Source organism: Isoptericola sp. NPDC057191 (assembly GCF_042670225.1).
Classification (GTDB): Bacteria; Actinomycetota; Actinomycetes; order Actinomycetales; family Cellulomonadaceae; genus Isoptericola.
The window spans coordinates 1-12,519 of record NZ_JBHUWC010000119.1 but is presented as its reverse complement, the minus strand read 5'-3'; the positions used below and the strand labels follow the sequence as shown (position 1 = coordinate 12,519).

Sequence of the window (12,519 nt, the reverse complement as noted above, 5' to 3'; positions counted from 1 at the left end):
CTCCCAGGTGGGGCGGCACCCGTGTGTGTACGAACGTACATAGTGCGCGCTACTCTCCTCGCATGACGACCGACCACTTCGCCGACGACCCGCGCAGCAACCACGAGCGCATGCTCGCGGGCGACCTCTACGTCGCGGACGACCCGGAGATCGAGCGTCGTGCTCGCCGTGCCGCACGACTCCAGGACGACTTTGCGCGCACCGCGCCGCGCGATCCCGAGGCGGGCCGCGAGGTCCTGGTGGAACTGCTCGGCACGCTCGGCGACGACGCCGTGATCCGCCCGCCCCTGTTCGTCGACTACGGGGAGAACCTCCACGTCGGCGCGCGCACGTTCGTCAACTACCACCTCACCGCGCTCGACGTCGCGCCGATCGTCATCGGCGAGGACTGCCAGATCGGTCCGAACGTGCAGCTCCTCACCCCGACGCACCCCGTGGAACCCACGCCCCGCCGGGACAAGCTCGAGGCGGCGCGGCCCATCACCCTCGGCGACAACGTGTGGCTCGGCGGCGGCGTCATCGTCTGCCCGGGCGTCACCATCGGCGACAACTCCGTCATCGGCGCGGGGTCGGTCGTCACGCGGGACGTGCCGGCGAACGTCGTGGCGGTGGGGAATCCCGCCCGCGTCGTGCGGGACATCGCCGAGGTCGACGAGGCAGCGCGTGCCTGACGGCGACGGGGCCCCCCGACGGGCGCGTCGGGCCGACCCCGCGCGCCGGGACCGGATCATCGACGCGTGCCTCGCCGTGGTCGCGGAGCACGGCGTCGCCGGCACCTCGCACCGGCGGGTCGCCGCCGCGGCGGACGTGCCGCTCGGCTCGATGACGTACCACTTCGACGGGATGGAGGACCTGCTCCGCGAGGCGTTCGGACGGTTCGCCGAGCAGTTCGCGGCGACGTTCGAGCGGCGCATGGTCGAGGCCGCGGACCGCGACGCCGCCGTCGACGCCGTCGTCCGGCTCATCACGCACGACGTCTTCGGCACGTCGCGCGACCTCGTCCTCACCCACGAGCTGTACACGCTCGCGGCGCGCGAGCCTGCCTACCGCACCCTCACCTCCACCTGGATGCGGCGCAGCCGGGCGGCGCTCGAGCGCCACTTCGATCCCACCACGACGCGCATCCTCGACGCGCTGATCGAGGGCATGACGATCCATCGCGCCCTGGACAGCAAGCCGCCGGTGGACACCGACGTCCGCGACGCCGTCCTGCGCGTCGTGGGCGGGCCCGGGCCGGCCCCCGCGCCCCCGCGGACGACCCCATGAGCACGCCCGCCGCGATGCGCGGACCGGACCAGGTGGCACGCCGTGCGCGCGTCGCGGTCGCCGCACTGTTCCTCACCAACGGCGCGCTGTTCGCCAACCTCCTGCCCCGTTACCCGCAGATCAAGGCCGACCTGGCGCTGAGCAACACCGTGTACGGGCTCGCCGTGATCGCCTTCCCGGCGGGCGCGATCGCCTCCGGCCTGTTCGCGGGGATGCTGGTGCGCCGGCTCGGCTCCGCCCGGGTGGCGGTGCTCGGCACGGTCGTCACGAGCGTGGGCGTGCTGTGCGCGGGCGTCGCGCCGACGACCGCCGCGTTCGTCGGCGCCCTGTTCGCCGCCGGGGCGATGGACGCCCTGACCGACGTGGGCCAGAACGCGCACGGGCTCCGGGTGCAGCGCCGCTACGGCCGCTCGATCTTCAACTCCTTCCACGCCCTGTGGTCGGTGGGGTGCGTGGTCGGCGGCGCGATGGCAGCGGGCGCCATCGCGCTCGACCTGCCTCGCGGCGTCCACCTCGCGATCACCGGCGCCCTGTTCAGCGCCGTCGCCGTCGTCGCGCTGCGCTTCTGCCTGCCCGGGGTCGACGGCCGGGTCGCGGACCACGGACCTGTCGACGCCGACAGTGCCGACGGTGCCTCCGACGAGGTGCGCCCGTCGGCGGTCGTGGGCCGTCCGTCCGGCCGGACGACGCTGGTGCTCGGGGCGTTCGTCCTCCTCGCCATCGGCGGCACGGTCGTCGAGGAGGCCGGCAACTCGTGGGCCGCGGTCTACCTGTCGGACGCGCTCGGCGCCGCGGGCGCAGTGGCGGCCTCCGCGTTCGTGGCCTTCATGGCGGCCCAGTTCGTGGGCCGGGCGACGGGGGACCGCCTCGTCGATCGCTTCGGCCAGCGCGCCGTCGTGCGCGCCGGCGGCGTGCTCGTCGTCCTGGGGATGGGCCTCGCGCTGGCGTTCCCGTCGGTGCCCGGCACCGTGGCCGGCTTCGCCACCGCCGGGTTCGGTGTCGCCACCGTGGTCCCGGCGGCGATGCACGCGGCCGACGAGCTGCCAGGGCTGCGCGCCGGCACCGGCCTGACGGTCGTCACCTGGCTGATGCGTCTCGGCTTCCTGCTGACGCCGCCCCTCGTGGGGGTCGTCGCCGACGCCACCAGCATCCGCGCGGGACTGCTCGTCGTCCCGCTCGCGGGCCTGGTGGTCGTGCTCACCGCGACGGTGCTGAGCACGCGCCGTTCACCGGGTGCCCGGCGCTGACGGCTCAGGCGTCGCCGGCGGCAGCGAGCTCGGCGTCGCTGGGCAGGATGCAGAACTCGTTGCCCTCCGGGTCGGCCAGCACCACCCAGCCGCCCTCGGGGGTCCTGCGGTCCGCGACCTGCGTGGCGCCGAGGGCGAGCAGGCGATCGACCTCCTCGTCGCGCGTGCGGTCCGTGGGCCGCAGGTCGAGGTGGAGGCGGTTCTTGACCTTTTTCGGCTCCGGCACCTCGATGAACAGCACGCGGCCGTGGCTCTCGGCGGGGGCGGCGTGGTCGGCCGGCGGCACGATCATGCACTCCACGTGCCCGGGCAGGTTGGGGTCACCGGGCACGTCCGTGTAGCCGAGCACCTGCTTCCACCACTCGGACTGGGCGTAGGCGTCGTGGGCGTCGAACGTCGTGTGCGAGATGCGCGAGGTCATGGAGGCATCAGAGCACGGCTCCATGGCGCCCACCAGGCCTTTCTGCCCTCGCCCGCCTATCCTGCGGGCGTGAGTGCCGAGGTCAACGCCACCGTCTGGTCCGTCGTGCTGTCGGTGGCGGCCTTCGCCTTCTGGGGCGGCTGGCTCGCCCTGTCGCTGCGCGCCGACCGACGTCGGCTGCGCAACGGGTTCCTCGCCATCGCCGTCGTGTACACCGGGGCGGGGCTGGTCGGTCAGCTCGTCACGCTGGCGCCCGGGGGCGCGACCGTCCTGGGCTGGCTCGCTCTCGCGCTCTTCGGGGTGCTCGCGCTCGGGCTCCTGGCGCTGCCCGTGTTCCTCGTCGTCAACGGGCTGACGATGGTGCGCCGGGAACGGCGCAGCCTCGGCAACCTGCTGTCGCTGCTCGTCGGGCTGGCGATGCTGGCAGCGCCGTTCGTCGTCGTCGCGCCCGTGGTGCTGAACGTCCCCTGGGCGCTCGGGCTCGTCGTCGGGCTGGTGCTGGCCACGGCCTGGCTGGGGTTCGTGTTCCTGGGCTTCGTCGCGCAGACGCTGCTGTACCGGCGGTACGCGGCGGGGGTGCCGGCGCACGGGGTGATCGTGCTCGGCTCGAAGGTGGTGGGCAGCCGGGTGCCGCCACTTCTCGCGGCCCGGCTCGCCGCGGGCGTCGCCGCGGCCCGGCGCCTCGGCGCGGACGGCTCGCCCGTGCCGATCGTGCCGTCGGGCGGCCAGGGGGTGGACGAGGACCGGCCGGAAGGCGCCGTCATGGGGGAGTGGCTGGTCGCGCGCGGCGTGCCCGCCGACCAGGTGCTGGTGGAGGACCGCGCGCGCACCACGCGGGAGAACCTCACGCTCGGCGTCGCCCTGCTGCGCGAGCACGGGACGCCCGGCCCGTACCTCCTGGCCACGAACAACTACCACGCCCCCCGAGCCGCCCTCGAGGCGATGGACCTGGGCCTCGACGTCCACGCCGTGGGTGCGCCGACGGCGGGCTACTTCTTCCCCAGCGCGTACCTGCGCGAGTTCGTCGCGGTGCTGCGCCGCCGGCCGCGGGTGCACGTGGTCGCGGCCGTCGGCGTCGCCCTCGTCGCGGGGCTGGCGACGGTCGTCGCCGTCGCCGGCCTGTAGCGCCGACGACGGCGACGTGCCGGCCTCTACGCAGGCCGGTGCGTCAGGCCGAGGCAGGTGATGTCGTGGTCGTACCTGCCGGCCTCCGCATCCCTCACCACCTCGGTCGTCGCGAGCGTCGTCGGGATGATCCCGAACTCGACGGCATGGGCATCGGCCACCGTGGTGGCGTCGGCACAGAGTGCGAGGACGGTCCACTCGCCGTACGCCTCTTGGCCACGTCCATCGTCACCAAAACTCGGCTCGCCGCCGAACCGGGCAGTCATGTCGATTTCCCGTACCTCGATGTCGCCTTCGGTGGAGAGGTCGCCCCAGGCGACGTCGAGCGTGCGTCCGAGGAAGTAGTCCAAGGGGCGTGCCTCGGTCTGGTTGGCGGTCGTACAGGCTGCGAGAGTCAGTCCGGCAGCCGCCGTCATGACGAGCGCAGTCAAGATGCGCATCACCGGCAGTGAATCCCGTTCTTCTGAGGATCGAATGCCCACTTGGTCTTGCTTGTCGTGTAGGAGAACCAGCCGCCCCAGCCGACCGGGACGGAGAGCTTGCGGATCCTGTAGGAGTACAGCTTCCCGACTGGGTAGGCGCGAAGCACCTGGCCCTTCTTCATTTTGCCCGAGGTGCAGGCGACGGAAGAAGAAACGGTCCGGGACTTGTCGATGTGCAACTGCCCGGCGACCCAGCTACGCGTGGAGCCAAGAGAGAGTCCAATCGTTCGCGTCGCCCCGTCGGTGTGACTGATCCTGCAGCGATATCCCGACTTCGAGACGGAGCACGACCCGAGCTCCTGTCGGTACTGGATGTATCGCTTGTTGCGGAGCTTCTTGTCCACCATGGTGTACGTCGTCGCCGCGTCCGCGGGCTGTGCCGTCGTCACGGTGCCGGCGAACATCAGGCCGAACAGGGCCAGGGTCGCGACGGTCACGGTGGCGAGGCGCTGTGCCGGGGGTCTCGTCGTTGTCGTCATGGCGGTGACGTTAGGTCGCTCCGGGAGGCGGTGCGGGCGTCGTGCAAGACCTGCACGTCACGTTTCAGATCCTGTGTGTCGTGCAGATCTTGCAAGGCCTTCGCGGCCCGCACGTGCCGACGCCTCCCGGTCAGCGCCCTCGATTCTGCCCGAATTCGGGCACCATGTGGCATGTCGCGGCGAGGACGCGCATGATGTCCCGGTGACCGACGCTGATCTCGTCGCGCGCATCGCGACCTCCACCGGACTCTCCCCGGCCGAGGCTGCTCGCGTCGTCGAGGACGTCCTCGCCTGGTACCGCGAACCGGTCGAGGACTACGTGCGTCGCCGGCACGCGTCGCTGCGCACCTACGGGCACCGCAACGAGGAGATCTACGCGCTGATCGTCGCCGAGCTGCGGGACCGCCTCGTGGCGGCGCCCGCGCTCACCGAGCGCCAGGTCCGGCGCACCATCTACGGCTAGACATCCACGGCAACACCTCAACGGCTAGGAGCACCCGTCCCATGTGCGGAATCGTCGGCTACGTCGGCCCCCAGCAGGCTGCACCCGTCCTCGTCGAGGGCCTCACGCGCCTGGAGTACCGCGGCTACGACTCGGCGGGCATCGCCGTGCTCAACCCGCGCTCGACGGCGCACCCGTCGCGCGTCGTGCGGGCCAAGGGCCGCGTGCGCGACCTCGAGGCCGCGCTGCCGGCGCGCCTGGCCGGCACCGTCGGCATCGGCCACACCCGCTGGGCCACCCACGGCGAGCCGAGCGAGCGCAACGCGCACCCGCACACCTCGTACGACGGCCGGGTGCACGTGGTGCACAACGGCATCATCGACAACTTCCACGCGCTGCGCTCCCGCCTCACGGCCGACGGCGTCGAGCTCACCTCCGACACCGACACCGAGGTCGTGGCGCACCTGGTCGCGCGCGAGCTCGCAGGTCAGGACGGCAAGGGGCTCGACTTCGAGGACGCCGTGCGCGCCGCCGTCGGACACATCGACGGCACGTATGCGCTCGCGGTGGTCGACGTCCAGGCCCCCGACCGCGTGGTCGTGGCGCGCAACGGCTCGCCCTTGCTCCTCGGCGTCGGCGACGGCGAGATGTTCGTGGCCTCCGACGCCGCGGCGATCGTGCGGCACACGAGCCAGGTGGTGCTCCTCGACGACGGCGACTTCGCCTCCGTCACCGCCGACGGCTTCCGCACCTTCACCGCGGACGAGGAGCACACGGCGCGCGACGCCGTCACCATCGACCTCACCGTGGAGGAGCTGGAGCTCGGCGGCCACGCCCACTTCATGCACAAGGAGATCCACGAGCAGCCCGAGTCCGTGGAGCGGATGCTGTCCGGCCGCCTCGACGACCGGTTCGGCACGGCCAAGCTGGACGGCCTCAACCTGGACCCGCGCCAGCTGCGTCGGTTCGCGCGCGTGAAGATCCTCGGCTGCGGCTCCGCCTACTACGTCGGTCAGCTCGGCGCGTCGATGATCGAGGACCTCGCCCGCATCCCCGCGGACGCGGAGCCCGCGAGCGAGTTCCGCTACCGCAACCCGATCATCGAGCCGAGCACCCTGTACGTCGTGGTCAGCCAGTCCGGCGAGACCGCGGACACGCTGTTCGCCGTCCGCGAGGTGCAGCGCAAGGGCGGCACCGTCGTCGGGCTCGTCAACGCCGTCGGCTCCTCCATCGCGCGCGAGGTGGACGGCGGGATCTACCTGCACGCCGGCCCCGAGGTGGCGGTGGCGTCGACGAAGGCGCTCACGCACATGGGCGTCGGGTTCGCCCTCCTCGCGCTCGCGCTGGGCCGGGTGCGCGACCTGTCGTTCGCGGACGGCAAGCGGATCATCGCCGGCCTGCGGGCGATCCCGGGCCAGATCTCGCAGATCCTGGGCGACGAGGAGGACCTCGCGAGCGCCGCGAAGGTGCTCTCCGAGGCGCCGAGCCTGTTCTTCATCGGCCGGGTGCGCGGCTACCCGGTGGCGCGCGAGGGCGCGCAGAAGTTCAAGGAGATCACCTACCGTCACGCGGAGGCGTACCCGACCAGCGAGCTCAAGCACGGTCCGCTGGCCCTCATCAGCCCCGAGCTGCCGACGGTGGCGATCATGCCCGCCGACGACCTGCTGGAGCGCAACATCACCGCCGCGCAGGAGATCCGCGCCCGTGGTGGCGCCGTCGTCGCGATCACGCACCCGGGCGTGGAGCTCGGGGACGCCGCGACCCGGCGCATCGAGGTGCCGCGCAACGAGGTGGAGCTGGACCCGATCCTGCTGACCATCCCCACCCAGCTGCTCGGCTACCACGCCGCCGTCGCCCTCGGGGAGGACGTGGACCGGCCGCGCAACCTGGCCAAGTCCGTCACCGTCGAGTGACGACGCCGGCGGGGGCGGTGCGGCAGCCGGTCAGCTGCCCAGCTCGTCGAGGAGCTGCCGCACCCCCTCGCCGTCCATAAGTCCGATGACGTTGCCCGCGGGGTCGGTGAACCACGCGCCGTCGCCGCCCTCCATGAAGCCGCGCGCGACGCCCTTCTCGTCCTGGTCGAACCCGTCGTACCGCTCGAGGGTCACGCCCTTCGCGACGAGGTCGTCCACCACCGGGTCGACGTCGTCCACCGCCAGGTGGAAGACCGTGAACGCCGCGGGGGCGTGGTCCTCCTTCGGGTACACGAACACCGGGGCACCGGTGCCGAGGTGGAGCACCAGGCCCATGCCCTCGTCGAGGGTCGTGACGCGGAGCCCGAGGGTGTCCGCATAGAAGCTGCTGGCTGCGTCGAGGTCGTCCACCGAGAAGCTGGAGAACCCGCGCCGAGTCGTGTCCATCGCCGTTCCACTCCTTCGCGCCGCCGGTCCCCGGGCGTGGGGAGCCGCACGAGGGTGCCGGACCTCTCCAGCATCCGTCCGGCGCGCGGCGCACGCTGCTCCCGCCGACCGCTGCGCCGGGTGAAGTCCCGCAGCTGCGGCAGCCGGACCGGTGTGCGAACCGTCCGGCTCCTGCACGTCAGACCGGGTCGGGCTGGTCCTCGATCTTGACGGCCTTGAGCTCGGGCGTGAACGCGAACAGGGCGCCGTCCTGGGCGCCCACCCACCAGGCGTCGCAGAGGCGGGTGGCCTCCTGCTCCTGCCCCGTCGTCCACCAGGTCGCCCTGAGCGTGGAGTCCACGCGGTAGTCCTCGACCGTCAGGCCGTCGCGGGCCGGGACGGCGACGAGCGGGTGGTCGGCGTCCACGGCCGAGCACGCGGCGGGCAGGTCGGCCAGGTCGGCGTCCATCGTGAGGATGACCTCGTCGCCCGTGGTGCGGAAGACGCCGCGGACGTCGGAGGCGTCGTCCGGCACCCACGCGGGCAGCACGTCGGCCGCCTTACCGCTGGCGCCGCTGTCGTAGGAGAACTCCTTGGTGTGCCCGGCGTTCCGGTCCTGCAGGGCCTCGGTGATGGCGCCGCACGCGGAGGTGGTGACGGCGACGACGGCGGCGACGGCCAGCGCGCCGACGCCGCGGTAGCGGCGGGCGGAGGAGGTGGTGACGTCCGCGAGGGCGGCATTGGCGTCGGGGCGGGGCGGGGAGGAGGGCTGGTGCGTCATGTCCAGCACGCTACGAACGCCTCGGTGGTCCCGGCATCGACCCCCGAGCGGAACTGCGCGGGGCGCTCGTACGCCCAGGGGAGTACGGCAGGCTCAGGGTCGCTCAGGGATCGCCCCCGCCAGGGTCCGGCGGTCGAGGGAGACGTTCGCCGCGCGCAACGAACCGTTTCGACATACCTTCCTGATGACGATGTCAACCCGACACGTCGATCGTGATCGGAATGGTGCCAGGGGGCGCTCGTGAAGACATCGTCGGTTCAGCAGCGCCTCGGCGCAGTCGTGGTGGCCGGGGCGCTCTCGCTCGGCCTCGTCGGAGGCTCGGCGCTGCTCGCCCCTCCCGCAGACGCCGCTTCCGGCGTCGTCGCGCCGCTGCCCGCGCGGACCTACTCGCTGTCGTCGTACTACGGCCCCCGGTGCATGCCCGTCGCGGGCGCCTCGACCTGGCACCTCGGCCAGGACATGGGCGCCGGCCGGGGGGTGCGGGTGAGCGCGATCGCCGACGGCGTCGTGCTGCGTGCCGGCGCCACCCCCGGCTTCGGGCAGTGGGTGGTGGTGCGGCACACCATCGGCGGGCGCACCGTCTCGTCGGTGTACGGGCACGTCGTCGACGGCGACCGGTACGTGCACGCGGGCCAGCGGGTCAAGGCCGGCCAGCGCATCGCCGACGTCGGCTCCAGCGGCACCGCCACCGGACCGCACCTGCACCTGGAGGTGTGGAACGGCACCTACGGCGCGGGCGCGACGCACACCGACCCGCTCAGCTACCTCAAGGGTCGCGGCGTCGACCTCCGTGCCACCGCGACCCGCGTCGCCGTGCGCAGCACGCCCACGTCGTGCACCTACTGGGCGACCAGCCAGGTCAACCTGCGCTCCGGCCCCTCGACGTCGACGGCCGTGCTCGCCGTCGTGCCCCGGGCGGGGATGCTCACGGCGAAGCCGGGCGCCGCCTCCGGCACCTGGCGACAGGTGCGGTACGGGTCGCGCACCGGGTGGGTCTCGGCGTCCTACGTCAGCCCCCGCCGGCCCGCGACCACGGCGCCGGCGACCCCCACGGCCCCGGTCACGAAGACGTCGTACGTGGCCGTCGCGTCGCTCAACCTGCGCTCGAGCGCGTCGACGTCGTCCACCGTGCTGGCCCGGCTGGCGCGCGGGACGAAGGTGACGCAGGTGGCGACGTCGTCGAAGGGCTGGGTCAGGATCAAGGCGGGCACGCGCACGGGCTACGTGTGGGCGGCATACCTGACGTCGACCGCGCCGAAGCCGACGACGCCGACCACCCCCACCACGCCGACGGCCACGGTGGCGTACGTGAACACGTCGTCGCTCAACCTGCGGTCGAGCGCGTCGACGTCGTCGACGGTGCTGGCCCGGCTGGCGCGCGGGACGAAGGTGACGCAGGTGGCGACGCCGTCGAAGGGCTGGGTGAAGGTCAAGGCGGGCACGCGCACGGGCTACGTGGCGACGGCCTACCTGACGGCCAAGGCGCCGTCGGCCACGCCGGGCACGACGACGCCCGCGGCCCGGTACTCGTACGTCACCGTCCCGTCGCTCAACCTGCGCTCGAAGCCGTCGACGTCGTCCACCGTGCTGACCCGCCTGGCGCGCGGGACGAAGGTGACGCACGGCGGAGCGGCGTCGAAGGGCTGGCAGAAGGTCACCGTCGGTGGGCGCACCGGCTACGTCTCGACGGCCTACCTGTCGGCGACCAGGCCGCGCTGACCCGGCGCCCGGTCCAGGCGGGCCGCGGCGACCGCCGCCGTGATCGCGACGGCGGTCGCGGCGCAGGACACGGTGACGACGCCGGCCCACCCGGCGTCCTCCCAGACGTGCGTGGTCACGGCGCCCATGACGGCGCTGCCGACGTAGTAGGCGAAGAGGTAGGCGCTGGACGCCTGCGCCGTGCCGCGGCCCTGCCGGTGCGCGCGGTCCACCGCCCACCCGCTGACGAGCGAGTGCGCGCAGAAGAACCCGACGGTGAGGACGCCGAGGCCGACGACGACCGTCGTCACCGACGGCGGCGCGGTCAGCGCCACCCCGACGACGAGGAGCAGCAGGCCGGTCACCACGGCGGTGCCGCGGCCGCGCCGTCGGGCGAGCAGCTGGGCCACGGACGGGGTGACGATGCCGACCGGGTACGCCAGGTACACCAGGGTGACGGCGCTTCCCAACGAGAACGGCGGCGCCTCCAGCCGGAACGCGACGGCGTTGTAGACGCCCACGAACGTCCCCATGCTGGCGAACCCCACCGCGCACAGGAGTGCCACGACCGGGTCCCGCAGCGCGGAGGCCGTGCCGGTGACCACGCTGGCAAGGCGCAGCGGCCGCGGCGTGAACCGGACGGGCCGGGGGACCAGCACCCACAGGGCTCCGGCGGCGAGGAGCGTCGTGACGCCGAGGACCTCCGTGGCCAGGGTCCAGCCGCCGAGGGCCGCGAGCGGGCCGGGCACCAGCCGGCCGACCGCGCCGCCCACCGCCGTCCCCGCGATGTACGCGGCGTTGGCGCGCGCGTGCGCGCCCGGGTGCATCTCCTCGCGCAGGTAGGCGAGCGCCACGGCGGGCAGGCCCGCCAGCGCGACCCCCGCGAGGCCGCGCAGCACGAGGAGGCTGCCCCACGTCGGCGCGAACGCGCTGGCGAGCCCCAGGACGCCGGACGCGAGCAGCGACCAGCGCATCACCTCGACCCGGCCGAACCGGTCCGCCACGGGCCCGACGGCGAGCAGCGCCACCGCCATCGCCGCCGTCGTCACCGACAGGACCTGCGCCGACGCGCCCGCCGAGACGTCGTAGTGCGCCGCGACCTGCGGCAGCAGCGGCTGCACGTAGTAGAGGAGGGAGAAGTTCGCGAGCCCGCCGGCCATGAGCCCCAGGAGCGTGCGGCGGTACGCCCGCGACCCGGGGCGGTGGCCGGTCAGGGGCGGGGCCTGGACGGCGGGGGCGGTGGTCACCGACCCACGGTGCACCTGCGGCGTCGATGCGCAAAATGATGCGGATGCCGCACCTGATGCGAAGATCGCATCTGACGAGGGAGGTGCCGGATGGACGAGCAGACGCTGCGGGTGTTCCTGTCGCTGTGCGAGACGGAGAGCACGCGCGACACCGCGGCGCTGCTGCGGGTGGACCAGTCGACCGTCTCGCGGACGCTGGCCCGGCTGGAGGCGGGGCTCGGCGTCGAGCTGTTCCGTCGCCACGGGCGGCGCATCGCGCTCAACCGCGCCGGCCTCGGCTTCCGGGCCGACGCCGCACGGGTGCTGGACGAGATCGAGGTGGCCCGCCGGCACGTGCGCCAGGAGGCCCTCGGCGCACGGACCGTGCGCCTCGGCTTCCTCCAGTCCGTGGCCCGCTGGTGGGTGCCGCGCATCGTGGCCGACCTGCGCCGCGACGACCCCGACCGTCGCTTCGAGCTGCGGCAGGGCTTCGCCCAGGACCTGTTCGGCTGGCTCGACGACGACGTCCTGGACCTCGCGCTCGTCACGCCGCCGCCCCCGGGCCGCCGCACCGGGTGGCGGCCGCTGCACGAGCAGGTCCTGTGCGTCGCCGTCCCGCCCGCCCACCGGCTGGCCGCCCGCGCGGGCGTGGGCATCGCCGACCTGCAGGGGGAGCGCTTCGTCGCGTTCTCCCGCACCACCGAGCTGCGCGGCGTCGTCGAGGGCATGCTCGACGAGCACGACGTCGACGTCGAGATCGCCTTCGAGTCCAGCGAGGTCGACACCATCCGCGGCCTCGTCGCCGCCGGCCTGGGCGTCGCCGTGCTGCCGCGCCCCGAGCGGCCCGACGCCGCCGACCCCGTCTACGTGCCGCTGCGGCCGCGCGCGACGCGCCGCCTCGGCGTCGCCTGGCCCGACCGGGACCACCCGCCCGCCGTCGTCGCCGCCGTCTGACCCGTCGTGACCCTGCCGAACAGGTGGTTGTACACGTTCTGAACACTCAGAACGTGAAC

General features: G+C 73.4%; 14 protein-coding genes. 8 read left to right on the top strand and 6 right to left on the bottom strand.

All coding sequences use genetic code 11. From position 1 onward, the window contains the following. The first annotated feature begins 62 nt into the window (after positions 1-62). From ACFT55_RS14295 to ACFT55_RS14285, 3 genes are read left to right on the top strand one after another with little or no spacing between them, the layout of a single operon-like run. Complete coding sequence (locus ACFT55_RS14295) at positions 63-671, top strand: sugar O-acetyltransferase (protein WP_380244504.1); 609 nt, start codon at positions 63-65, stop codon at positions 669-671. Continuing rightward, positions 664-1,266, top strand: a complete 603-nt coding sequence (locus ACFT55_RS14290) for a TetR/AcrR family transcriptional regulator (RefSeq protein WP_380244503.1) — start codon at positions 664-666, stop codon at positions 1,264-1,266. The genes ACFT55_RS14295 and ACFT55_RS14290 overlap by 8 nt, the downstream gene beginning before the upstream one ends. After that, a complete protein-coding gene (locus ACFT55_RS14285; RefSeq protein WP_380244502.1) occupies positions 1,263-2,513 on the top strand; it encodes an MFS transporter in 1,251 nt (416 codons plus the stop codon). The genes ACFT55_RS14290 and ACFT55_RS14285 overlap by 4 nt, the downstream gene beginning before the upstream one ends. A 4-nt stretch (positions 2,514-2,517) precedes the next feature. On the opposite strand, the gene ACFT55_RS14280 is transcribed toward ACFT55_RS14285, so the two are convergent. Next, entirely contained in the window at positions 2,518-2,934 is a 417-nt protein-coding gene (locus ACFT55_RS14280; protein WP_380244501.1) for a VOC family protein, read from the bottom strand. Between the two features lie 69 nt (positions 2,935-3,003). Here ACFT55_RS14280 and ACFT55_RS14275 point away from each other — a divergent pair, with 69 nt between their 5' ends. Beyond that, entirely contained in the window at positions 3,004-4,059 is a 1,056-nt protein-coding gene (locus tag ACFT55_RS14275; protein WP_380244500.1) for a YdcF family protein, read from the top strand. 26 nt (positions 4,060-4,085) lie between these two features. Here ACFT55_RS14275 and ACFT55_RS14270 read toward each other — a convergent pair whose 3' ends face one another. Further along, the gene (locus tag ACFT55_RS14270; protein WP_380244499.1) at positions 4,086-4,499 is read right to left on the bottom strand and encodes a hypothetical protein; all 414 of its coding nucleotides are present in this window, start codon (positions 4,497-4,499) and stop codon (positions 4,086-4,088) included. Then, positions 4,499-5,020: a hypothetical protein gene (locus ACFT55_RS14265; RefSeq protein WP_380244498.1), complete on the bottom strand. Its 522-nt coding sequence runs from the start codon at positions 5,018-5,020 to the stop codon at positions 4,499-4,501. The genes ACFT55_RS14270 and ACFT55_RS14265 overlap by 1 nt, the downstream gene beginning before the upstream one ends. Before the next feature lie 202 nt (positions 5,021-5,222). Between ACFT55_RS14265 and ACFT55_RS14260 the strand changes: the two genes are divergently transcribed. Together ACFT55_RS14260 and glmS are read left to right on the top strand one after the other, a co-directional pair. Beyond that, on the top strand, positions 5,223-5,483 hold the full coding sequence (locus tag ACFT55_RS14260; RefSeq protein ID WP_380244497.1) for a hypothetical protein: 261 nt from the start codon (positions 5,223-5,225) through the stop codon (positions 5,481-5,483). A gap of 41 nt (positions 5,484-5,524) precedes the next feature. Next, positions 5,525-7,375 (top strand): glutamine--fructose-6-phosphate transaminase (isomerizing), encoded by a 1,851-nt coding sequence (gene glmS / locus ACFT55_RS14255; protein WP_380244496.1) that lies wholly within the window; start codon positions 5,525-5,527, stop codon positions 7,373-7,375. A 30-nt stretch (positions 7,376-7,405) separates the two neighbouring features. Here the strand turns inward: glmS and ACFT55_RS14250 are convergent, their stop codons facing one another. Both ACFT55_RS14250 and ACFT55_RS14245 read right to left on the bottom strand, forming a co-directional pair. Next, complete coding sequence (locus tag ACFT55_RS14250; protein ID WP_380244495.1) at positions 7,406-7,822, bottom strand: VOC family protein; 417 nt, start codon at positions 7,820-7,822, stop codon at positions 7,406-7,408. 178 nt (positions 7,823-8,000) lie between these two features. Continuing rightward, positions 8,001-8,582: a hypothetical protein gene (locus ACFT55_RS14245; protein WP_380244494.1), complete on the bottom strand. Its 582-nt coding sequence runs from the start codon at positions 8,580-8,582 to the stop codon at positions 8,001-8,003. Positions 8,583-8,822: 240 nt separating this feature from the next. Here ACFT55_RS14245 and ACFT55_RS14240 point away from each other — a divergent pair, with 240 nt between their 5' ends. Continuing rightward, complete coding sequence (locus ACFT55_RS14240) at positions 8,823-10,301, top strand: SH3 domain-containing protein (RefSeq protein WP_380244493.1); 1,479 nt, start codon at positions 8,823-8,825, stop codon at positions 10,299-10,301. Here the strand turns inward: ACFT55_RS14240 and ACFT55_RS14235 are convergent. Continuing rightward, a complete protein-coding gene (locus tag ACFT55_RS14235; RefSeq protein WP_380244492.1) occupies positions 10,274-11,527 on the bottom strand; it encodes an MFS transporter in 1,254 nt (417 codons plus the stop codon). The genes ACFT55_RS14240 and ACFT55_RS14235 overlap by 28 nt on opposite strands. Positions 11,528-11,617: 90 nt before the next feature. Here ACFT55_RS14235 and ACFT55_RS14230 point away from each other — a divergent pair, with 90 nt between their 5' ends. Further along, positions 11,618-12,460, top strand: coding sequence for a LysR family transcriptional regulator (locus tag ACFT55_RS14230; RefSeq protein ID WP_380244491.1), 843 nt, complete (start codon positions 11,618-11,620; stop codon positions 12,458-12,460). The last annotated feature ends 59 nt before the right edge of the window (positions 12,461-12,519 follow it).